Origin of the sequence: Mycobacterium marinum (assembly GCF_003391395.1) — a bacterium.
GTDB classification, from domain to species: domain Bacteria; phylum Actinomycetota; class Actinomycetes; order Mycobacteriales; family Mycobacteriaceae; genus Mycobacterium; species Mycobacterium marinum.
The window spans coordinates 716,357-738,820 of the sequence record NZ_CP024190.1 but is presented as its reverse complement, the minus strand read 5'-3'; the positions used below and the strand labels follow the sequence as shown (position 1 = coordinate 738,820).

Sequence of the window (22,464 nt, the reverse complement as noted above, 5' to 3'; positions counted from 1 at the left end):
TCACCTCGACAATTCGCAGTTCGGCCACTACCCGCGCACGATCGACGCCAATCGCCGATCCGATTTATCAAGCCCGACACGCACCCTCGCTGCGGCCGCCAAATACCGAGACCGCTGGTCCCAGAATGGATCCGGACCGCCCGCCGCGCACCGCCTCGATCCGCCACTCCCGAGGGGTTCCCAGCGGCACCCACCGTCGTCTAAGGTGGCGCGCAGCCGATGGCGGACTGGGGCTCACGGCCCCGGTTTGCCCGTGCCCGGTCACCACCAACCGGGCGGGCTGCACCGTTGACCCAGGCGTCCCAGGCTTACTCGTAGGACCGACCGCCAACCCTTGTCGGCCCGGCGCAAAAAGTTAAGTCTGTATTGCACCGGTTGGCTTTCCCACGGGCCGGAACAGATGCTGAAGGCCCATCGATTGAACGGAGGTCGACGAGGTGGCAGGCGATCACGAGGTTGCACACCTCGCGGGGGGACACTTGGCTGGCACCGACAGCCACCTGGAGTCACCGACCTACCTGCAGAAACGACAGTTGCGGACCGGCAGTGCCGGCTGGCTGCTGCTGGCGGGGCTGGGCGTGAGCTACGTGATCTCGGGGGACTATTCGGGTTGGAACTTCGGGCTGGCGCGCGGCGGCTTCGGCGGATTGGCGATCGCGGCCGTGGTGATCGCCGCGATGTATCTGGCTTTGGTGCTCAGCATGGCCGAATTGTCCTCGGCACTGCCGGCCGCGGGCGGCGGGTACACCTTCGCCCGGCGCGCGCTGGGACCGTGGGGCGGATTCGCAACGGGCACCGCCGTCCTGATCGAGTATTCAATCGCACCGGCGGCGATCGCCACCTTCATCGGCGCATACGTGCAATCGCTGGGCCTGTTCGGCATTCGCAATGGATGGTGGGTTTACCTGACCATTTATGCACTCTTTATCGGCATTCATCTGTCGGGTGTGGGTGAAGCGCTGAAGGTAATGTTCATCATCACCGGTGTGGCACTGGTAGGCCTCGTCGTTTTCGCAATCGCCGCGGTCGGCCACTTTCGACTGGCAAATCTGGTGGATATCACCCCGTCCGACGCGGTCGGCGCATCCGCTTTTCTGCCGCACGGCTATCTGGGTGTGTGGTCGGCGCTGCCCTTTGCGATTTGGTTCTTTCTCGCCGTGGAGGGGGTGCCGCTGGCCGCCGAGGAGACGGCAGATCCGGCCCGCAACGTTCCGCGCGGCATCACCGCCGCGTTCAGCGTCTTGGTGTTGACGTGTGCGGCCGTGCTGCTGTTGGCCACCGGCGCGGGCGGAGCCGCGGCCATGTCGTCTTCGGGCAATCCACTGGTAGCGGCGCTGGGGCCGACCGTCGCGGCCACCGTCGTCAACTACATCGGGCTGGCCGGTCTGGTCGCCAGCTTCTTTTCCATCATCTATGCCTACTCGCGGCAGCTGTTTGCGCTGTCACGGGCGGGTTACCTGCCGACCGCGCTGTCGATCACCAACTCCCGCAAGGCGCCGACGCTGGCCCTGATCGTTCCCGGTGTCATCGGTTTCGCGCTGTCGGTCACCGGTGAAGGTGATCTTCTGCTGAACATGGCGGTCTTCGGAGCCACTCTCAGCTACGTGTTGATGATGATCAGCCATATCGTATTGCGGCGGCAGGCAGCCGATATGACCCGCCCTTACCGCACCCCGGGCGGTATTGCCACGTCCGGCTTCGCATTGCTGGTCGCCGCGACCGCGCTCATTGCCACATTCCTGGTGGACACCGTGGCCGCTTTGTGCTGCCTGGGCGTATTCTGTGCGTTCATAATGTATTTCGCCTTATATAGTCGGCATCAACTGGTCGCCAATTCTCCGGACGAAGAATTGGCGGGCTCGCAAGATTTCGAAAGCGAACTGCAATGAGCTACCGGCAGACTATTTCGGGTACCACGTATGCCTTCGACGGGCTGGTCGACGTGTTGGCCAAGGCAACGCCGCTGCGCTCTGGTGACCAGCTCGCCGGCTGTGCCGCCGAACATGACGCCGAACGTGCCGCCGCCGCTTGGGTACTCGCCGACATGCCGCTGACAACGTTTCTCAGCGACGTGGTCGTGCCCTACGAAACCGACGAGGTCACCCGGCTCATCATCGACAGCCATGACCGCCAGGCATTCGCTCCGATCTCCCATCTGACGGTCGGCGGCCTTCGCGATTGGTTGTTGGACAACGCGGCTCGCGACGACAGTGCGGCACGCATCGCGGCGATCGCGCCGGGCCTGACCCCGGAGATGGTTGCCGCGGTCTGCAAGATCATGCGCAATCAGGATCTGATTCTGGTCGCCGCGGCCACGACCGCCACCGCCGCCTTCCGCACCACCATCGGATTACCGGGCCGGCTAGCCACCCGGCTGCAGCCCAACCATCCCACCGACGACCCGCGTGGAATTGCGGCCGGGATGCTCGACGGCTTGCTGATGGGCTGCGGCGACGCCGTGGTCGGCATCAATCCTGCGACCGACTCGCCTCAGGCAACCGCGGACCTGCTCCACCTTCTCGATGACATCCGGCAACGTTTCGAGATCCCCATGCAATCGTGCGTGCTGTGCCACGTCACCACCACCACGGAGTTGATCGACAAGGGTGTGCCCGTTGACCTGGTTTTCCAGTCCATCGCCGGCACCGAGGGCGCCAATTCCAGTTTCGGTGTGAACATCCCAATGTTGTTGGAAGCCAACGAAGCCGCGCGGTCGCTGCGCCGCGGCACCGTTGGCGACAACGTCATGTACCTGGAGACGGGACAGGGTTCGGCCCTGTCTGCCGGTGCGCACCTGGGCACCGGCGGCAAGCCCGTCGATCAGCAGACATTGGAGGCGCGGGGCTATGCGGTGGCCCGGACGCTGCAGCCGCTGTTGATCAATACCGTGGTCGGATTCATCGGTCCGGAATACCTCTACGACGGCAAACAGATCATCCGGGCCGGGCTCGAAGACCACTTCTGCGGGAAACTACTGGGCCTGCCGATGGGCGTCGACGTCTGCTACACCAACCACGCCGAAGCCGACCAGGACGATATGGATACGCTGCTCACCCTGCTGGGCGTGGCGGGCGCGGCCTTTGTGATCGCCGTCCCCGGCGCCGATGACATCATGCTGGGCTATCAAAGCCTGTCGTTTCACGATCCGTTGTACGTGCGACAGGTGCTGCGGCTGCGCCCCGCACCCGAATTCGAAGCCTGGCTAACCGGTCTGGGCATGGCCGACGCCAACGGACGGATTCTGCCCATCGATCTGGCGACCTCGCCGCTGCGGGCATTGGCAACCGGTGCATGAACGCACCGGACGCACGGGCCGCCGATGAGGTGTGGGCATTGCTGCGCGACGTCACCCAAGCGCGCATCGGACTCGGCCGCGCCGGCAACTCATTGCCCACCCGGCGGGTCCTGGAGTTCCAGGCCGCCCACGCCGCCGCGCGGGACGCCGTGCACGACCCGCTCGACGTCGCAGGGCTCACCGAACAGATCCGCGACCTGGGCCTCGGCGCACCGCTGGTGGTGCGCAGTCAGGCCAGCTCACGTAGCGAGTACCTGCGCCGGCCTGATCTAGGCCGCGCTCCGGCGGACCTGTCCATCCTGCCCAACACCGGCGCCGACATCGGCATCGTGCTCGCCGACGGCCTATCGCCTCGCGCCCTCACCGATCACGGCGCCGGCCTGCTGGGTGCGCTGGTGCGCGAGTTCCATGACCGCTATCGCATTGCCTCGCCAGTGATCGCGACCCAGGCGCGCGTTGCCCTCGGCGACCACATCGGTCAGGCGCTGGGAGTGCGCACGCTGCTGGTGATCATCGGCGAACGCCCCGGGCTATCGGTTGCGGACAGCTTGGGCATCTACCTGACGCACCTGCCGAGACCGGGTTTGACCGATGCGGATCGAAACTGCATCTCCAACATCCACCCGCCCGACGGCCTCGACTACCAGACCGCCGCCGGCATCGCCGCTGCCCTGGTCACCGGGGCCCGTAAACTCGGCCGCTCCGGGGTGGCCCTCAAAGACACCTCGCGCACCGAACTGACCGCCGACGACACGCTCGGCATCGGCTGACGTCACCGCAGATCGCCGCCCAGCGCTCGGAGCAACTGCTGTACCCCAGTCAACGAATGCGCCGGCAAGAACAGGTCACAGTAGGGCAGCGCCGCGGCCATCGAGCCGGTCAGCGGCTCGAAATCGCTCTGTGCCGCACGCGGATTGAGCCAGACCAGCAACTGGGCGCGCCTGCGCACGCGAGCCAGCGCGTGACACAGGACCTCAGGTGCTTCGCTGTCCCAACCGTCGGAGGCAATGATCACCACCGCGCCGCGTAACGCGTTGCCGTGCGGCGGTTCCAGCAGCGCACCGACACTACGACCGATAAAGGTGCCGCCATACCGGTCGGCTACCTTCGCATTGGCCCGGTCCAGGGCCACCTCCGCCGAACGATGAGCCAGCACCGGGGTGAGCCGGGTCAGCGAGGTCGAAAACGCGAAGACCTCCGGGCGAATGCCGGGTTGGCGCGCCACCAGCGCCCGCATGAGATGCAGATAGATCGCCGCATAGGGCTGCATCGAGCGGCTTACGTCGCAGAGCAACACCACCCTCCTGGGCCGTCGGCGCGGCCGGATCCGCGCCAGGCGCACCGCTTCCCAGCCGGTGGCGCGCGAAGCGTTCATCGTGGCTCGCAAGTCGATGCGCTTGCCGTGCGGGCTGGACTCGAAGCGCAGGCTGCGCCGGCGCGGCCAGCGCGCCACCGTCGACTCCAGCCAGCCACCAATACGCCGCAAATCTTCGGCGTCGAATTGGTCGAACGGTTCCTCGGCGAGTGCGGCGATCCGGCTGGGCAGCAAGTCGGGCAACTGGATGCTGGGTCGAACACTTCCGTCCTGATCCCCGACCCGGCTGGCCCAGGGCAGCGGTTGGCCGCCGGCGGCACCGGAGGGCCCGCCGTTGCGATGCACGATGCCGGCCGCCGGTGTCTTGGGGCCCGGCAGCGGCCGGGCAGCATCGGCCGCCTCAGGCCCGGCCGCATCGAGCGCGCCGAACACGGCGGCAAAGGCGAGGTCAAAGGCAACCAGATCCTCCATCCGATTGACCAGGGTCAACCTCGCGGACCAATACAGCGCGGACCGGGAGTCGGGCACCAATTGCCGCATTGCTTGCACAAAATTCGCCTGACCGCTCGCCGACACCAGCACCCCGACCCCGCGCAGCCGTGCCACCAGCGCGGCGGCGAACGCCGCCAGGTCGACGCCGCGCAGCAGCAACGGAGCGGTCATCGGCGTTCAGCGCCGTCTGCGCAGCACCCAGATCAGCACCAGCACGGCCAGCACAGCCAGCACGGCGGGGCCGTACTTCTTGAGCTGGTCACCGCCGGCGAGCTCGAGCAGATCGATCGGCTCGGGCTCCGCAGACGTGGTGGGCTTGCGGGCCTCGACGGGCCGCGGCTGCGGGCTGGCCGGGCTTTCCGGACTTCCGGGGCTTTCCGGGCTTTCGGGAGCCGCCGTCACGGCATTGCGGGAGGCCAGTTCGGCTTCCAGCGAGTCCACGAATTGACCGAGCAACTTCTCCGACACCTGCTGCAGCATTCCGCTGCCGAACTGCGCCAGCTTGCCGACGATCTTCAGGTCGGTGTCGACGGTGACCTGGGTGCGCTCGCCCGCCTCCGCCAACTGAGCGGTCACCGTCGCGGCCGCGTTGCCGGTGCCGCGCGACTCCTTGCCCTTGGCGTCGATGACCGCGCGATGCTGATCGCGATCCCGCTCAACGAAATGCACCTTGCCGCTGAACTCACTGGTCACCGGCCCCACCTTGACCTTGACCTTGCCGAGGTAGTCGTCGTCCTGGTGACCGGTCAGCTGCGCGCCGGGCATCAGCGGGATCACCTGCTCCAGGTCGCACAGCACATCCCAGGCCTGCTCGATCGGCGCGCTGACGGTGAACTGGTTGGCGATCTTCATTCGATGAGTCCTCTCATGTTCGGCTGTATTCGGTCAACGCGTCGCGCATCAGGGTTCGGTCATCAGGAGTCTTGGCCAATGCCCCGAGACTGGCCAATGCCGATGTGTCGACGAGGTCCGCGACACCCAGCGAGACCAGTGCGGCGACCCAGTCGATAGTCTCGGCCACGCCCGGCGGCTTGTCCAGATCGAGATCTCTTGTGCTGCCGACGAATTGAGTGGCATGCTCGATCAGTGCGGCGCTGGCCCCGGGAACCGTCCGCCGCACGATCGCGGCCGCCCGCGCCGGCTCCGGGTAGTCGATCCAGTGGTACAGACAACGCCGGCGCAACGCGTCATGCAGATCGCGGCTGCGGTTGGAGGTCAGCACCGCGATCGGCGGCAGCGGCGCGACGAAGGTGCCCAATTCGGGAACCGTCACCGCCGCCTCACCGAGGAACTCCAGTAGCAGCGCCTCGAATTCATCGTCGGCCCGGTCAATTTCGTCGATCAGCAGCACCGGCGGTGTCGAGCCGCGATGGCGCACGCACTGCAGGATGGGCCGATCCACCAGATACGCCTCGCTGTACAGATCGGCCTCGGAGATATCGGCGCCACGCGCCTCGGCGAGCCGGATGGACAACAGCTGGTGCTGGTAGTTCCAGTCGTAGAGCGCCTCGTTGGCGGTCAGCCCTTCATAGCACTGCAGCCGGATCAACGAGGTATCCAAAACCGCGGCAAGGGCTTTCGCAGCGGTCGTCTTACCCACACCGGGCTCACCCTCGAGCAGTAGCGGGCGCCCGAGGGTGACCGCGAGATAGATGGCCGATGCGGTCCCGGTGTCCAGCAGATAGTTCTGCGCGTCGAATCGGCGAACCACATCTTGGGGGTCTGCAAAGGTCGTCACGCTCATTCAAGGCACCGATTCCACGAGCCGCCGGTAGTCGTCCCAGGTATCCACGTCCAACGGTACCGAATCGTCCACCACCAGTTCCCGCACCGGGTGGCGGCCGGATTGGATGAGCTTCCACACTCCCTTATCGCCGTGCAGCTGTGTTATTTCACCGAATAGTCTGCGGCTAAACCAGAATGGATGCCCGATTCCATCGTTGTACCGGCACACCATGATGTCGCAGCCCGGCCCCTGGCCGACCAGGCGGGCGACGGTGGCCGGGTCGACGCCCGGCTGATCCCCAAGCATCAGCACAATGCCGGCGGATTGCGGATCCACCCGTCCCAGCGCAACGCGCAACGAAGCCGAACACCCGGTACCAAAGTCCTCGACCGTCACCACCTCGGCCTCATCCAGCGGCACCAGCGCGCGGACCCGTTGGGCGGCCCCGCCCAGGGTCACGATCAGCTGATCGAATCCGGCGCCCCGCGCTACCCGCAGAGTCGCCCCGAGCAGCGTCGTATCGCGATAAGCCAGAAGCTGTTTCGGCGTGCCCAGACGACGGGATCCGCCGGCCGCCAGCACCACACCGGTGATGCTAGGCGCCCTCACGCGCCGCCGTTTCTGTCGCTGAACGCCGTTCGGCATGCGGGGCAGCAGAACCAGTAGTCGGCACCCGCCAGCCGCAGGTGTTCGGTAGCCGGCCCGATCAGGACCGTCATCCCGCACACCGGATCCACCGCCTCGGCGGCAGTCGCATCCACCGGCGCGGGCCGGCCCCCGCCGCCGGCGCGCACCGCCGCAATGATTTCGGCGGCGATGGCCACCGCGATCTCGGCGGGCGTCTTGGCACCGATAGCCAGTCCGACCGGGGTGCGGATGCGCGCCCGCTCGGTCGCCGAGAGGCCCAGCGAGTCCAGGACCGCGGCGCCACGGACCTTGCTGGCCACCAGACCGATGTAACCAACGCCGTTATCCAATGCCGCGAGGATGTTTTCGGCTTCCGGACCGCCATGGCTGGCGATCACGACGGCAGTCGGCAAGGCGGCAGCGCCGACCGGGTCGCTGTCGCGGCGGGCGTCGTAGCCCAGCACGCCGCAGACCTCGATCAACGCCTCGGCGATCGGCGTGGCACCGTAGATTCGGACCAGCGGCGCCGGCAGCTGCGGGGTCAAGAAGATCTCCAGCGACCCGCCCGACAGGCACGGATTGACCACCACGCATGCGCCGGGGGCTTCGGGGAAGTGCACGTCCCCATCGGGAAGCACGCGCAGCAGCACACTTTCGCCCGCCTGAAGCACCCCCAACGCCGCCTTGCGAACGGAGTTCTGCGCGCACTGCCCGCCGACGAAGCCCTCGATAGTGCCATCGGCCAACAGGATCGCCTCGTCACCGGGGTAAGCCGAGGTCGGCGGCTGGGCTCGGACCACCGTGGCATGCACAAACGGTGTCCGCGCAGCCAGCAGCTGCGCTGCCCGCTCACTAATGGTCATCTGCAACCCTTAAATCGGAGGTGTGGCCCGGCCCTGCATGGCCTCCCAGACTCGGGACGGCGTCAGCGGCATGTCGGCATGGCGAACCCCGTATGGCGCCAACGCATCCACCACCGCGTTCACCACCGCCGGGGGCGAACCCACGGTGGCCGATTCACCGATTCCCTTGGCCCCGATCGGGTGATGCGGCGAGGGCGTCACCGTGTGCCCGGTTTCCAGGTGCGGCACCTCGAGCGCGGTCGGGATCAGATAGTCCATCAGCGAGCCGCCCAGACAGTTACCGTCCTCATCGAAGGCGATCATCTCCATCAACGCCATGCCGATGCCGTCGACGATGCCGCCATGCACCTGGCCCTCGATGATCATCGGGTTGATGCGGGTGCCGCAGTCGTCGACGGCCAGGAAGCGCCGCACCTTGACCACCCCGGTGCCCGGATCGACGTCGACCACACAGAAGTACGCGCCGTACGGGTAGGTCAGGTTCGACGGGTTGTAACACACCTCGGCGTCCAGGCCGCCCTCGATGCCCTCCGGCAGATCGCCGGCTCCATGGGCCCGCATCGCGATGTCGGCGATGGTGACCGATGCCGACGGATCTCCTTTGACGTGGAATGAGCCCTTCTCCCATTCCAAGTCGGCAACCGATACCTCGAGCATGCCCGAAGCGATGATCTTGGCCTTGTCGCGCACCTTGCGGGCCACCAACGCCGCTGCGGCGCCCGAGACCGGGGTCGAGCGACTGCCGTAGGTACCCAGCCCGAACGGGGTCTGATCGGTGTCACCGTGCACCACGTCGATGTCGTCGGGTGGGATCCCCAGCTCCTCGGCGACGATCTGGGCGAACGTCGTCTCATGGCCCTGGCCCTGGGTCTGCACCGACAGTCGCACCACGGCTTTGCCCGTCGGGTGCACCCGGAGCTCGCATCCGTCGGCCATGCCCAGCCCGAGGATGTCCATGTCCTTGCGCGGGCCGGCGCCGACGGCCTCGGTGAAGAAGGAGATGCCGATGCCCATCAGCTCACCGCGATCGCGCTTTTCTTTTTGTTCGGCGCGCAGGGCGTCATAGCCGATCATGTCCATGGCCTGGCGCATGGTGGACTCGTAGTCGCCCGAGTCATAGACCCATCCCGTTTTGGTGGTGTACGGGAACTGCTCGGGCTTCAGCAGGTTGCGCAGCCGCACTTCGGCGGGGTCCATCTTGAGTTCGAAGGCCAAGCAATCCACCAGCCGCTCAACGAAATACACCGCCTCGGTGATGCGGAACGAACACGCGTAGGCCACCCCGCCGGGCGCCTTGTTGGTGTACACCGCGGTCATGTGGCAGTAGGCGGCTTCCAGGTCGTAGCTGCCGGTGAACACGCCGTAGAAACCGGCCGGGTATTTCGTCGGTGCCGCCTGGCCGTTGAAGGCACCATGATCGGCCAGCACGTGAGAGCGCAGCGCCAGAATCTTGCCCTCGTTGGTCGCGGCGATCTCACCGACCATGATGTAGTCGCGCGCGAAGCTAGTCGAGGTCAGGTTCTCGCTACGGTCCTCCATCCATTTGACCGGTTTACCCAGCACCAACGAACCGACGATGGCACACACATAGCCGGGATAGATCGGCACCTTGTTGCCGAAGCCGCCGCCGATGTCGGGCGAGATGACCCGGATCTTGTGTTCGGGCAGCCCGGCGACCAACGCATACAGCGTGCGGTGGGCATGCGGCGCCTGCGAGGTGGTCCACAGCGTGAGCTTGCCGGTGACCGGGTCCAAATCGGCTACCGCTCCGCAGGTTTCCATCGGCGCCGGGTGCACACGCGGATAGACCATCTCCTGTTTGATCACCACGTCAGCCTTGGCGAACACGGCGTCGGTGGCCGCCGCGTCACCGGTCTCCCAGTCGAAGATGTGATTGTCCTGCTTGCCGTCGAGGTCGGTGCGGATCACCGGCGCCGACGGGTCCAAGGCCTTGCGCACGTCGACAACCGGGTCCAGCGGGTCGTACTCGACGTCGATCAACTCGAGCGCGTCGCGGGCCGAATAACGGTCCTCGGCAACGACGAAAGCCACCTCCTGGCCCTGGAAGCGCACCTTGTCGGTGGCCAGCACGGCCTGCACGTCGTTGGACAGCGTGGGCATCCAGGCCAAGCCCTTCTCGGCCAGATCCGCGCCCGTCACCACCGCCTTGACCTTCGGATGGGCAAGGGCCGCAGTCACGTCAATGCTGACGATGCGGGCGTGCGCATACGGTGAGCGCAAGATCGCCAGGTGCAACATGCCCGGCAGCGCGACGTCATCAACATAGTTGCCGCGGCCGCGGATGAAGCGAGGATCCTCTTTGCGCAGCATCCGGCCGTGGCCGCAGGGCTTTTGGTCGTTGTCGGCCAGGTCTTCTGGCCGTGATTCGATGGTGGTCACGAGCTAGCCACCTCCTTGGCGTTCTTGGCGGCCCACTGGATGGACCGCACGATGGTGGTGTAGCCGGTGCACCGGCAGATCTGCCCGGAGATCGCCTCGCGAATGGTCTCTTCATCGGGGTCCGGATTGCGGTCGAGCAGGGCGCGGGCGGTGATCATCATTCCCGGCGTGCAAAAACCACACTGCAGTCCGTGGCAACGCATGAACCCTTCCTGCACCGGGTCGAGTGAGCCATCGGCCGCCGCTAGCCCTTCCACGGTGCGAATGCTGCGCCCGGAGGCCATGACGGCCAGCATGGTGCAGGACTTCACCGGCACACCGTCGACGTCAACCACGCAGGTCCCGCAATTGCTGGTGTCACAGCCCCAGTGGGTTCCGGTGAGCCGCAGCTGATCCCGCAGGAAGTGGACCAGAAGCATTCGGGGTTCGACTTCGGCGCTGACCGGTTCGCCGTTGACGGTCATGTTCACCTGCATCATTAGTTCCCTTCCGGTGCCGGCTGGTTGCGCACTCGCCCGACGGCGCTACGCAGGGTTCGTATGGTCAGTTCCGCGGCCAGATGCCGCTTGTAATCGGCGGTGCCACGGATGTCGGTGACCGGCTCGCACGCCTGCCCGGCACGGCGGCCCGCTTCGGCGAACGTGTCTTCATTGGCCGGCCGACCAACCAGCGCCGCCGCGAGTTCGGCCAGCGCGGCCGGGTCCGGATTGACCGCGGTCAATCCCACCCGGGCGGCGGTAATGGTGTCGTTGTCCAGCGTGACGGCCGCCCCGGCCGCCGTCACCGCCCAATCACCGACCCGCCGCTCCACCTTCGCGTAGGCGCTGGACGTGTTGTGCCGGACCGGGATGCGAACCTCGACCAGCATCTCGCTCGGGGCCAGGGTGGTCTCGTAGGGCCCGGCCTGGAATTCGTCGATGGCGATCTCACGCTCCCCCGAGGACCCGCGGGCCAGGCACACCGCGTCCAGCACGGTGCAGACCGTCGACAGGTCCTCGGCCGGGTCGGCCTGACACAGCGAACCCCCCAGGGTGCCCCGATTGCGCACCACCGGGTCGGCGATCACCCGCTCGGCGTCGCGGAAGATCGGGCACACCGCCGCCAGCGCCTCGGACTCGAGGATCTCGCGATGACGGGCCATCGCCCCGATGCGCACCAGCGTCGGATCGGTGATCACGTACCCCAGCTCGGGCGCCAGGTCATTGATATCGACCAGGTACTCGGGGTTTGCGATCCGCAGCTTCATCATCGGCAGCAGGCTGTGGCCGCCGGCGACAAGGCGCGCCCCCTCCCCCAACCGGTCCAATAGTCCGATGGCGTGATCGACGCTGGTCGCACGCTCGTATTCGAAGGGCCCAGGTACTTGCATGTCGAAAGTGTCGGCCCCGCCCGAAATGGCCGTCAACATCGAATTAAGTAATCGTTGAACTTAGCCCGCACTTGCTTCGAAATCGTCTGCGACCTGCAGATCTCGGTGGATGCGCCCCGATGTCTCGGCCAACGGGCGGCCACCGCCGCCCCAACGCCGGGCGATGATGTCGGCCGCGATCGAGACCGCGGTCTCCTCTGGGGTGCGGGCTCCCAGATCCAGGCCGATCGGGCTGGACAACTGGCTCAGCTCGGCGTCGGTCAGCCCCGCCGCGCGCAGCCGGCTCATCCGATCGTCATGGGTTTGGCGTGATCCCATCGCCCCGATGTAGCCGATCCGGGGCAGGCGCAGCGCTACCTCGAGCACCGGGACATCGAACTTCGGATCATGGGTGAGCACGCAGATCACCGTGCGTTCGTCGATGGCACCCGCCTGCACCTCGGCGGTGAGATACCGGCTGGGCCATTCGACGACAACCTCGTCGGCCGTCGGGAAGCGCGCCCGCGTCGCGAATACCGCGCGGGCGTCGCAGACGGTAACCCGGTAGCCAAGAAACGAACCCTGCCGGGCCAGCGCCGCGGCGAAGTCGATGGCACCGAACACCAGCATCCGCGGGCGCGGCGCGAAGCTGGATACGAAGATCTCCATCCCTTCGCCGCGCCGCTGCCCATCGGGCCCGTACTTGAGGATTTCGCTACGCCCCAGGGCGAGCAGACCCCGCGCATCATCGGTGACCGCAGCGTCGGCACGCACCGAACCCAGCGATCCCGCCGTCGGCCTGCTGGGGTCGGTCCGGACCACCAGCCGGCGGCCTACCCACTGCGGGTCCGGGTGCGCGATGACGGTGGCGACAGCGACCGGCACATGGGCCGCGATATCCTCGGCCACCGCGACCAGCTCGGGAAACGTCGCCGGCGAGACGGCTTCGATGAAGATGTCGATGATGCCGCCGCACGTCAGGCCCACCGCGAACGCGTCGTCGTCGCTGACACCGTAGCGCTCCAGCCTCGGTACGCCGGTGCGCGTCACCTCGCCGGCGCTCTCGTATACCGCGCCCTCCACACAGCCACCCGACACCGAGCCGCTCACCGAACCATCCGGCGCCACCACCATCGACGCGCCCGGAGGCCGGGGCGCCGAGCGCAATGTGCGAACCACCGTGGCCAGGCCGGCCGTGTCACCCGCGCGCCAGATCGTTATCAGGTCGGTAAGCACATCCCGCACACATCCCAAAGTAAGCTCAAACTCGTGACCCCGGCTCAACTTCGGGCCTATTCGGCGGTGGTGCGCTTGGGCTCGGTGCGGGCTGCCGCCACCGAACTCGGCCTCTCGGATGCCGGCGTCTCGATGCACGTCGCGGCATTGCGCAAAGAACTCGACGACCCGCTGTTCACCAGGACCGGCGCGGGGCTGGCGTTCACTCCTGGCGGCCTGCGGCTGGCCAGTCGCGCGGTGGAGATCCTGGGGCTGCAGCAGCAAACAGCGATCGAGGTCACCGAGGCGGCTCATGGCCGCCGGTTGTTGCGCATCGCGGCGTCCAGCACTTTCGCCGAGCACGCGGCGCCGGGGCTGATCGAGCTGTTCTCGTCGCGAGCCGACGACCTCTCCGTCGAGTTGAGCGTGCATCCCACCAGCCAATTCCGCGATCTGATCTGCTCGCGGGCGGTGGACATCGCGATCGGCCCGGCCAGCGAGAGTTCGATCGGTTCGGACGCATCGTTGTTCGTGCGGCCCTTCCTGAAGTACCAGATCATCACCGTCGTGGCACCCAACAGCCCACTGGCCGTGGGGATTCCAACGCCCTCCCTGCTGCGCCAGCAACAGTGGATGCTTGGCCCACCGGCGGGAAGCGTGGCCGGTGAGATCGCAACCATGTTGCGCGACTTGGCGATTCCGGAGTCACAGCAGCGCATCTTCCAGAGCGACGCCGCCGCGCTGGAAGAGGTGATGCGCGTTGGTGGCGCGACGCTGACCATCGGATTTGCGGTCGCCAAGGACCTTGCCGCGGGGCGGCTGGTGCACGTGACGAGTCCGGGGCTGGACAAGGCGGGTGAGTGGTGCGTGGCGACCCTGCCGCCGGCCGCACGTCAACCCGCGGTGTCTGAGCTGGTCCGCTTCATCACCACGCCGAGGTGCATTCAAGCCATGATCCGGGGCAGCGGGGTCGGTGTGACGCGGTTCCGGCCGAAGGTGCACGTCACGCTGTGGAGTTAGCTATACGCTTTACCCCCATGAGCGTGTACAAGGTGATCGACATCATCGGGACCAGCCCCACGTCATGGGAGCAGGCCGCGGCCGAAGCGGTGCAGCGAGCGCGGGAAAGCGTCGATGACATCCGCGTAGCCCGGGTCATCGAGCAGGACATGGCGGTGGATTCCAGCGGGAAGATCACTTATCGCATCAAGCTCGAGATCTCGTTCAAGATGAGGCCTTCGCAACCGCGCTGATCCCGCCGAATGCGCGTCCTGGGCCTTGAGGGTGCGCCGGGGGCGGTGGAATCACGAAATGCCCGCCGCCGGCGCACACTCGAAGCCGTCAGCGCAGAGTCGAGTCGCTCACCAGGCGTGTGAGAGGTCTCCGTGCTGGCGGATCCAGGCGTGCATCGCGATCCCGGCCGCAACTCCGGCGTTGATGCTGCGTGTTGAGCCAAACTGGGCGATCGACACGGTGACCACGGCCCCGACCCGGGTGTCGTCGGTGATGCCGGGCCCTTCCTGACCGAACACCAACAGGCAATCCCGAGGCAGCGTGGTCTCTTCGAGTCGCGCCGCTCCGGGCACGTTGTCCACCGCCACCACGGTCAACCCGGCCCCCACGGCGAACTCCAGCAACTCGGCAGTGCTGTCATGGTGGCGCAACCGCTGGTAGCGATCGGTCACCATGGCGCCGCGCCGGTTCCAGCGCCGACGCCCCACGATGTGCACGGTGTCCACCGCGAACGCGTTGGCGGTACGCACCACCGAGCCGATGTTGGCATCGTGGCCGAAGTTCTCGATCGCGATGTGTAGCGGGTGCCGCCGCTTGTCGATGTCGGCAACGATCGCCTCGCGCGTCCAATACCGGTAGGCATCGACGACATTGCGGGCATCGCCGTCACGCAGCAGGTCCGGGTCGTATCTCGGGTCGTCCGGGTGCTCACCCGGCCACGGGCCGACACCGGCGGCCGACGCCCCCCACTCGGTGGGCCCAGGTTCGCTCATCGCGACGTCCACACCGCGGCATGCGTGCCCACCACCGCCACCGTGGCATACAGCAGCGCGTCGTTGATTTCGCCTTGCGTGCACAGCGACGCGTTGACCTGCACGGCGTCCATCGATGCGTCCGGCAGGATCAGCACCGAGGAACCGTAGACCGCACAGGACGGGCTGAGCCCCCGGCCGGGCAGCGTCGGCGAGGTGAGCAACATCATCGGACCGCCGCGGGCAGCGGAGTCGTCGCGATAGCGGGCCGCCAGGGCGTCCACCTGCAAGCCGAGCAGCATGAACCCGTTGCCGGTGAAGGCCGCCGGGTCACCGAGCTGCGCCTTGGTCAGCGGCGTACCGTCCGCACGCCATGCCGACAGGCTGGTGGTCTTGACCGTAAGACCGGTGTCGTTTTGGTTGGTCGGCAGCATTCCCACCGGAAAGGCAGCCGGATAGGCAGCCGCGGTCTTGGCGATCCGGTCATGAGGTGAATACGCGTAGACACCGCGGACCGCGCTGCGATCGGTGAGCGGGCCCAGACACACCGTCCCAAGGAGCCGATCCTGTGCCCCCGAGAGCGGCGAGCCAATGTCGCGCACCTTGGTCATCGCGTCGTCACAGCTGCCCAGGCCGTTGACCTCCATCGGGTGCGATAGCGCTCCGTAGAGGCCGTAGCGAACATCCTCGGGTTTGGCGTGGGGTGTGTCCTGCTGGGTCGGCGATGCGTCGACATTGACCAGTACGTAGTCCCCCGACCAGCGCAAATTTGACACCCGCATGTTCCAGCCCAGCACCGGCAGCGCCTGGCCGAACCGCGCGCGCTGGGCGCCGTAGACCAGATCGGACTCCGATCGCGAGCAGGCCACCAAGCAGGACAAAGCGATGGCCAGCGCAATCAGGAAACGCACGGCAGGCGGCCTAGCCCAGCCCCAGATCGGCAAGGCCCAGCACACTGCGGTACGGCAGTCCTTCGGCTTGGATCGCCTCGGCCGCGCCGGTGGCCCGGTCCACCACGGTGGCCACGCCGATGACCTCGCCTCCGGCATCTTGAACGGCATGCACCGCCGTCAGCGCCGAATTGCCGGTGGTGCTGGTGTCTTCGACCACCAGCACTTGCTTGCCCGATACCTCGGACCCTTCGATAAGTCGTTGCATGCCATGCACTTTCGCGGCCTTACGGACCACGAAGGCGTCGATCGGGCGGCCCGGTGCGTGCATCATTGCGGTCGCCACCGGATCGGCCCCCAGGGTCAGACCCCCGACGACCGCATAGTCCCAGTCCTGGGTCAGTTCGCGCATCAGGCTGCCGACCAGCGCCGCCGCCCGATGGTGCAGCGTCGCGCGGCGAAGGTCGACGTAGTAGTCGGCTTCCTTCCCCGACGACAGCGTGACACGGCCGTGCACGACCGCCAGCTGGCGCACCAGCTCGGCAAGCTCTTCACGCTCACGTACGGCCACGACCACCACCTACTCGTTTCATCACGGCCCGTAGCAGGCCTCGGGGAATCATTCGTCCGGCACCGACCAGCGCCTTGTACTGCACACCCGGAATGCTGATCACCTTGCCGTCGGCGATGTCGGCCAGGCTTTCCTGGATCACATCGTCAACGTCGAGCCACATGAACGACGGCAACTTGGTCATGTCGATACCGGCCCGGGCGTGAAATTCGGTATGGACATAGCCCGGGCAGACGGCGTGCACGCCCACGCCGGTGCCCTCCAGCCCGGTGGAGAGCCCTTCGCTGAACGAGATGACCCAGGCCTTGGACGCGGAATAGGTAGACCCCCGCCCGGAGAGCAGCCCGGCAACGCTGGCGATGTTGATCACCGTGCCCGCACCGGCGGCCAGCATGGGCGGCAGCGCCGCCCGGGTCAGCTGCATCACCGCGGTCACGTTGACATCGAGCTGTGCCTGTAAAGCGGCGGGCTCGGTTTCCCAGAACTCCCCGGAGGTGGCGAACCCGGCATTGTTCACCAACACCCGGACTCCACGGGAGAGCCGCTCGGCGACTTTGTCGCGACCGGCCGCGTCGGCGAGATCGGCAGGCAGTATCTCCACGTTGCCGGCATCGTCCTCGAGCTCGACCGCTAATTGCTTCAACCGGTCGACGTCGCGGGCAACCAGTATCAGGTCGTAACCGTCTTGGGCGTAGCGGCGCGCATAGCCGGCGCCTATCCCGGACGTCGGCCCGGTGATCAACGCAACGGGGCGTGGCATGAGCGTCAGTCTACTGACCGGGTGCTGGCGTCCCCGGCGCGCTATTAGCGCTGGTACTTCGTGGCCTGCTGGCCGTTACGGCCCCCCAGCGGTGGCCGCCGGGAGCCCTCGGAACGGCCCTCCTCGCGACGCATCGGCTCGGGGGCGCGGCGCGACGCGTCGGGCAACAAGCCGGCCGCGGGATCGACCTGAGCGCGCCGCGGCGGCAGCTCGGGGCGACGGGACGGAGTCAACGAGCGGTTCCCACTTTGGGCCGGCTCGGATTCCTCGGCCTCCTGAGGGCTCTCCTGCGGCAGCGGCGGCAATACCCGCAACAGGTCGTTGAACTGGCGCACGGTGCGCAGGCCCTCGTCCCACTGCGCGCGCGAGCTGGCGATCGGCATGCTGACCAGCGTCCAGTTCTGCTCGTTCCACATGATTTCGGCACAGTCCGGAGCGGTGTGCGCGAAGGTCACCATGCGCCGGTCGCAGGCCCGCCGGGCGGCATCGAGATTGGTGGAATACACCATCCGCGGCCCGATCGCGCCGAGCAGCCAGATGTCGCTCTCGCGCGGCTCCTTCAGGCCCTTGAGCCGCAGGTCAACCACGACGTTGGTGCCCACCTTGCGGTGCAGCGCGATCACCGTGGCGACTTCCTCGAGATCGAAGATGTACACGGCCTCGCCCCGAATCTGACCAAGCACCACGTTCTTGGCCGGGACTTCGCCGACCGTGGACATCACGCCGCGCGTCCAGCGCTGCAGGATGTCGGTCGACTCGCGCTCGTAGTCAAATCCGTGCGACCGCGCCCAAGACTTGCGACGTCTGCTGCGCCCGCGGCGTCGATCGATGTCGACGTATAACAGCACCACCGCACTGACGAAGCACAGTGCGGAGAGCGTGAACCAAAGCGGGACCATTCCGCACAGCCTATCTGCTCTGCGGACCCAGTAAATAATCCGAGCAGGTCACAACCCAATCACAGGACTTTATACCCCGGCCTGCCCCCCACCCGGTAACCCGCCTTTTCGGGTTTGATGTGCCGGGTTGGACACCCGTTGCGGTGCGCTGATGTGAGCCTTGGGTGAGCCGATGTGAGGTTTGTCGCCTTGCAACAAATCGCAATGCTGTGCGCGCGGCGACGGGAGTTTGGCCTGGTGCGCGACGCCGGCAGGGGCTCCCCGGGTGACGCAATGGGCGAACTCTTTGCGGCAGTAATGGCCAGACACCACGGCGATGGCAATATCGGCGGTACGTGAATTTCTCGGAGGCCTAGGGATGCACCAGGATTTCCGGCTCTTACGAGTCGTCAGCGCCGACGGGATTTGCCGGGCCACCATCGACCACCCGCCGGTCAACCTCTTAGACGTTGACCTGCTGACCGAAATCGAACTCCTCACCAACCAAGTCGCGGCCGACAACGAGGTGCGGGTGTTGATCGTCGACTCGGCCGATCCGGAATTCTTCATCGCGCACGCCGATGTCTCGCTAATCAGTGACTTGCCGGCCGACGACACCGCCCGCCATGACGAGCTGTCGCGATTCAATGCCGCCATGCAAGCGTTGCGCGGCCTGCCCAAGGCCACGATCGCCGTCATCGAGGGCGCGTGCCGCGGCGGCGGCTGCGAGTTCGCGATGGCGTTCGACATGCGCTACGCCGCGCTGGGCACGACGGTGCTGGGCCACCCCGAGGTGTCGGTGGGCATCATCCCCGGGGGCGGCGGCACCCAACGGCTACCGCACCTGGTCGGCCGTGCACGGGCGCTCGAGGTGATCCTCGGATGCCGGGATATCGACGCTGCGACGGCCCAGGCCTGGGGGTATGTCAATCGGGCGCTACCGGGCGAGGAGCTGTGGCGATTCGTCGACAAGCTCGCCGGGCGCATCGCGTCGTATCCCAAAGAGGCCATCGCGGCGGCCAAACGCGCCGTGGACGTCGCGCTGGACCAGCGAACAGATCTGACTACCGGTCTGCGCATGGAGGATCAGCTCTTACGCGAAACGCTCGCGCTGCCCGACACCCGCCGGCGATTGCAGGCGGTCATCGAGGCCGGCGCCCAGACCCGAGAATTCGAGCTGGGCGCCGCCCCGAAACCTCCTGCGACTTAACCGAGGACCAGCGATTCGCCGTCGGCGCTGACATTGACCGGCACCGTGTCGCCGTCGTGCACCTGACCGGCCAGCAGCATCTTGGCCAACTGGTCGCCGATCGCCTGTTGCACCAACCGACGCAACGGGCGGGCGCCGTACACGGGGTCGAATCCGCGCTGCGCCAGCCATTCCTTGGCCGGCAGCGACACCTCGAGTTGCAGACGACGCTGGGCCAGCCGCTTGTCCAGCTGTTGGAGCTGGATGTCGACGATCTGCACCAGTTCGTCGGGGTTGAGGGCGTCGAAGATCAGCACATCGTCGAGCCGGTTGATGAACTCCGGCTTGAAGGCCGCCCGCACCGCCGCCATCACCTGGTCCGGGGTGCCGCCCGACCCGAGGTTGGACGTCAAGATCAGGATGGTGTTGCGGAAGTCGACCGTACGGCCCTGCCCGTCGGTCAGCCGGCCCTCGTCGAGAACCTGCAGCAGCACGTCGAACACGTCCGGGTGGGCCTTCTCGATCTCGTCGAACAGGATCACCGTGTAGGGACGCCGCCGCACCGCCTCGGTCAGCTGACCGCCCTGGTCGTAACCGATGTAGCCGGGAGGGGCACCGACGAGGCGGGCCACCGAGTGCTTCTCGCCGTACTCGCTCATGTCGATGCGCACCATCGCGCGCTCGTCGTCGAACAAGAACTCCGCCAGCGCCTTGGCCAGCTCGGTCTTGCCGACACCGGTGGGGCCGAGGAACATGAACGAGCCGGTCGGCCGGTTGGGGTCGGCGACCCCGGCCCGAGAGCGCCGCACGGCGTCAGAGACGGCCTGCACCGCCTTCTTCTGCCCGATGACGCGGTGGCCCAGCTCGTCTTCCATTCGCAGCAGCTTGGCCGTCTCGCCTTCGAGCATGCGTCCGGCGGGAATGCCGGTCCATGCCGACACCACCTCGGCGATGTCGTCGGGACCGACCTCTTCCTTGAGCATCACCTGCTCGCGGGCTTGCGCGTGCGGCACGGCAGCGTCGAGCTTCTTCTCCATCTCCGGTATGCGCCCGTAGCGCAGCTCGGCTGCCTTGGCCAGGTCACCATCGCGCTCAGCGCGCTCGGATTCCCCACGCAGGGCGTCCAACTGCTCTTTGAGCTCGCGGACGATCTCGATGGAGTTCTTCTCGTTCTGCCATCTGGTCGTGAGTTCTGCCAGCTCTTCTTTCTTGTCGGCCAGCTCGGCGCGCAGCTTTTCCAGCCGATCTTTGGAGGCGTCGTCCTCTTCCTTGGACAGCGCCATTTCTTCGATCTCCAGCCGGCGCACCAGCCGCTCGACCTCGTCGATCTCGACGGGGCGCGAATCGATTTCCATCCGCAGCCGGCTAGCGGCCTCGTCAACGAGGTCGATGGCCTTGTCCGGCAGGAACCGCGCGGTGATGTAGCGGTCGGACAGCGTCGCGGCGGCCACCAGCGCAGAGTCGGTAATCCGGACGCCATGGTGCACCTCGTAGCGGTCCTTGAGTCCGCGCAGAATGCCGATGGTGTCCTCCGCCGAGGGCTCACCGACGTACACCTGCTGGAAGCGGCGTTCCAGTGCGGCGTCCTTCTCGATGTGCTTGCGGTACTCGTCGAGCGTGGTGGCACCGACCAACCGGAGCTCGCCGCGGGCCAGCATGGGCTTGATCATGTTGCCGGCATCCATCGCGCCTTCACCGGTCGCGCCGGCACCGACGATGGTGTGCAGTTCGTCGATGAAGGTGATGATCTGCCCGGCCGAGTTCTTGATGTCGTCGAGGACGGCCTTGAGCCGCTCCTCGAATTCACCCCGGTACTTCGAGCCGGCCACCATCGAGCCGAGGTCCAGCGCGACGATCGTCTTGTCGCGCAGACTCTCTGGGACGTCGCCGGCCACGATGCGCTGGGCCAGACCCTCCACGATCGCGGTCTTGCCGACGCCGGGTTCACCGATGAGCACCGGGTTGTTCTTGGTGCGCCGCGACAGGACCTGCACCACGCGGCGAATCTCGTTGTCTCGCCCGATCACCGGGTCGAGCTTTCCTTCGCGGGCCCGCGCGGTCAGGTCGGTCGAGTATTTCTCCAGCGCCTGGTACGTCGCTTCCGGTTCGGGGCTGGTCACCCGGGCGCTACCGCGTACCTTGACGAAGGCCTCGCGCAGCGCCTGCGGCGAGGCCCCATGCCCGGTCAATAGCTTGGCGACCTCGGAGTCGCCGGTGGCCAGCCCGACCAGCACGTGCTCGGTGGAGACGTACTCGTCGTCCATCTCGGTAGCCAGTTGCTGGGCGGTGGTGATGGCGGCCAGTGACTCGCGGGATAACTGCGGCTGCGTGCTGGCCCCACTGGCCTGCGGCAACCGGTCAACTAGGCGCTGCGCCTCGGTGCGGATGGTGGCGGGGTCGACGCCAACGGCCTCGAGCAGCGGCGCGGCGATGCCATCGGCCTGCGTCAACAGGGCCATCAGCAGATGCGCCGGCCGAATTTCGGGATTGCCGGCAGCCGAAGCCGCCTGCAGAGCCGACGTCAGGGCCGCCTGCGTCTTGGTGGTCGGGTTGAAAGAATCCACGACAGCTCCGTTCGGGGTAAGTATCTGAAAAAATGGTTCTCGGGTTGTGTAACGCCGTCAAGGTTGAGTCTGTTCCGCTCAACTCTAGCTTTTTTGTCCGCCGGTAATCCAGGGGCGGGTCCGACCTACCGGCCAGCGCGCGCCAAATAGCTCGACAACCCTGCCCGCCACCGACCGTCGGCGCGAGAGGCCACGTTGGCGCCAAGTTAGCTAGGCCACACCGCGACCCAAAGTCGTTGGCCAGCAACCCGTTCGGGCAAACCCCACGTTGCACAGCGAAACCCCAGGTAGCTTGTTAGGAAGCATAAGTATCTCACTGCACGAAGTCCGGTTTGCTGGACTTAGG

At 66.7% G+C, this 22,464-nt stretch carries 21 protein-coding genes; 6 read left to right on the top strand and 15 right to left on the bottom strand.

Annotated elements, in window-relative coordinates; translation table 11 throughout:
• Nucleotides 1–437 precede the first annotated feature (437 nt).
• From eat to eutC, 3 genes are read left to right on the top strand one after another with little or no spacing between them, the layout of a single operon-like run.
• Nucleotides 438–1,889, top strand: a complete 1,452-nt coding sequence (eat, locus tag CCUG20998_RS03100; RefSeq protein WP_020731654.1) for an ethanolamine permease — start codon at nt 438–440, stop codon at nt 1,887–1,889.
• Entirely contained in the window at nt 1,886–3,295 is a 1,410-nt protein-coding gene (locus CCUG20998_RS03095; protein WP_020731653.1) for an ethanolamine ammonia-lyase subunit EutB, read from the top strand. Before eat ends, CCUG20998_RS03095 begins: the two co-directional genes overlap by 4 nt.
• Nucleotides 3,292–4,065, top strand: a complete 774-nt coding sequence (gene eutC, locus CCUG20998_RS03090; RefSeq protein WP_020731652.1) for an ethanolamine ammonia-lyase subunit EutC — start codon at nt 3,292–3,294, stop codon at nt 4,063–4,065. The genes CCUG20998_RS03095 and eutC overlap by 4 nt, the downstream gene beginning before the upstream one ends.
• Nucleotides 4,066–4,067: 2 nt before the next feature.
• Here eutC and CCUG20998_RS03085 read toward each other — a convergent pair whose 3' ends face one another.
• The 9 genes from CCUG20998_RS03085 to CCUG20998_RS03045 are packed head-to-tail and all read right to left on the bottom strand — an operon-like array spanning nt 4,068 to nt 13,311.
• Nucleotides 4,068–5,273: a vWA domain-containing protein gene (locus tag CCUG20998_RS03085; protein WP_020731651.1), complete on the bottom strand. Its 1,206-nt coding sequence runs from the start codon at nt 5,271–5,273 to the stop codon at nt 4,068–4,070.
• 6 nt (nt 5,274–5,279) lie between these two features.
• Complete coding sequence (locus tag CCUG20998_RS03080; protein ID WP_020731650.1) at nt 5,280–5,954, bottom strand: SRPBCC family protein; 675 nt, start codon at nt 5,952–5,954, stop codon at nt 5,280–5,282.
• Between the two features lie 13 nt (nt 5,955–5,967).
• Complete coding sequence (locus CCUG20998_RS03075; protein ID WP_020731649.1) at nt 5,968–6,846, bottom strand: AAA family ATPase; 879 nt, start codon at nt 6,844–6,846, stop codon at nt 5,968–5,970.
• Nucleotides 6,847–7,437 carry a nucleotidyltransferase family protein gene (locus tag CCUG20998_RS03070; protein ID WP_020731648.1) on the bottom strand — a complete coding sequence of 197 codons (591 nt, stop codon included), beginning with the start codon at nt 7,435–7,437 and terminating at the stop codon, nt 6,847–6,849.
• Nucleotides 7,434–8,318: an XdhC family protein gene (locus tag CCUG20998_RS03065; RefSeq protein WP_020731647.1), complete on the bottom strand. Its 885-nt coding sequence runs from the start codon at nt 8,316–8,318 to the stop codon at nt 7,434–7,436. Before CCUG20998_RS03065 ends, CCUG20998_RS03070 begins: the two co-directional genes overlap by 4 nt.
• A gap of 9 nt (nt 8,319–8,327) precedes the next feature.
• On the bottom strand, nt 8,328–10,718 hold the full coding sequence (locus CCUG20998_RS03060) for an aerobic carbon-monoxide dehydrogenase large subunit (RefSeq protein WP_012392616.1): 2,391 nt from the start codon (nt 10,716–10,718) through the stop codon (nt 8,328–8,330).
• Nucleotides 10,715–11,194 (bottom strand): (2Fe-2S)-binding protein, encoded by a 480-nt coding sequence (locus CCUG20998_RS03055; RefSeq protein WP_036426958.1) that lies wholly within the window; start codon nt 11,192–11,194, stop codon nt 10,715–10,717. The genes CCUG20998_RS03060 and CCUG20998_RS03055 overlap by 4 nt, the downstream gene beginning before the upstream one ends.
• Before the next feature lie 2 nt (nt 11,195–11,196).
• Nucleotides 11,197–12,087 carry an FAD binding domain-containing protein gene (locus tag CCUG20998_RS03050; protein ID WP_036457201.1) on the bottom strand — a complete coding sequence of 297 codons (891 nt, stop codon included), beginning with the start codon at nt 12,085–12,087 and terminating at the stop codon, nt 11,197–11,199.
• A gap of 60 nt (nt 12,088–12,147) precedes the next feature.
• Nucleotides 12,148–13,311 carry an XdhC family protein gene (locus tag CCUG20998_RS03045; protein ID WP_020731645.1) on the bottom strand — a complete coding sequence of 388 codons (1,164 nt, stop codon included), beginning with the start codon at nt 13,309–13,311 and terminating at the stop codon, nt 12,148–12,150.
• 24 nt (nt 13,312–13,335) lie between these two features.
• Between CCUG20998_RS03045 and CCUG20998_RS03040 the strand changes: the two genes are divergently transcribed.
• Together CCUG20998_RS03040 and secE2 are read left to right on the top strand one after the other, a co-directional pair.
• Complete coding sequence (locus tag CCUG20998_RS03040) at nt 13,336–14,301, top strand: LysR family transcriptional regulator (protein ID WP_020731644.1); 966 nt, start codon at nt 13,336–13,338, stop codon at nt 14,299–14,301.
• Between the two features lie 17 nt (nt 14,302–14,318).
• Complete coding sequence (gene secE2, locus CCUG20998_RS03035) at nt 14,319–14,534, top strand: calcium dodecin (protein WP_012392611.1); 216 nt, start codon at nt 14,319–14,321, stop codon at nt 14,532–14,534.
• Between the two features lie 108 nt (nt 14,535–14,642).
• On the opposite strand, the gene CCUG20998_RS03030 is transcribed toward secE2, so the two are convergent.
• Genes CCUG20998_RS03030 through ttfA form a run of 5 tightly spaced genes read right to left on the bottom strand, consistent with a single transcriptional unit; the run spans nt 14,643 to nt 18,386 of the window.
• A complete protein-coding gene (locus tag CCUG20998_RS03030; RefSeq protein ID WP_012392610.1) occupies nt 14,643–15,287 on the bottom strand; it encodes a TrmH family RNA methyltransferase in 645 nt (214 codons plus the stop codon).
• Nucleotides 15,284–16,177, bottom strand: a complete 894-nt coding sequence (locus CCUG20998_RS03025; RefSeq protein WP_020731643.1) for a hypothetical protein — start codon at nt 16,175–16,177, stop codon at nt 15,284–15,286. Before CCUG20998_RS03025 ends, CCUG20998_RS03030 begins: the two co-directional genes overlap by 4 nt.
• Nucleotides 16,178–16,187: 10 nt before the next feature.
• Nucleotides 16,188–16,727 carry an orotate phosphoribosyltransferase gene (gene pyrE, locus CCUG20998_RS03020; protein ID WP_015354348.1) on the bottom strand — a complete coding sequence of 180 codons (540 nt, stop codon included), beginning with the start codon at nt 16,725–16,727 and terminating at the stop codon, nt 16,188–16,190.
• Nucleotides 16,714–17,487, bottom strand: coding sequence for an SDR family NAD(P)-dependent oxidoreductase (locus CCUG20998_RS03015; protein WP_012392607.1), 774 nt, complete (start codon nt 17,485–17,487; stop codon nt 16,714–16,716). Before CCUG20998_RS03015 ends, pyrE begins: the two co-directional genes overlap by 14 nt.
• A 44-nt stretch (nt 17,488–17,531) precedes the next feature.
• Complete coding sequence (ttfA, locus tag CCUG20998_RS03010) at nt 17,532–18,386, bottom strand: trehalose monomycolate transport factor TtfA (protein WP_020731642.1); 855 nt, start codon at nt 18,384–18,386, stop codon at nt 17,532–17,534.
• Between the two features lie 358 nt (nt 18,387–18,744).
• Here ttfA and CCUG20998_RS03005 point away from each other — a divergent pair, with 358 nt between their 5' ends.
• Complete coding sequence (locus tag CCUG20998_RS03005) at nt 18,745–19,575, top strand: enoyl-CoA hydratase/isomerase family protein (protein WP_020731640.1); 831 nt, start codon at nt 18,745–18,747, stop codon at nt 19,573–19,575.
• Here CCUG20998_RS03005 and clpB read toward each other — a convergent pair.
• Nucleotides 19,572–22,118, bottom strand: coding sequence for an ATP-dependent chaperone ClpB (gene clpB / locus CCUG20998_RS03000; RefSeq protein ID WP_012392604.1), 2,547 nt, complete (start codon nt 22,116–22,118; stop codon nt 19,572–19,574). The genes CCUG20998_RS03005 and clpB overlap by 4 nt on opposite strands.
• Nucleotides 22,119–22,464: the final 346 nt, after the last annotated feature.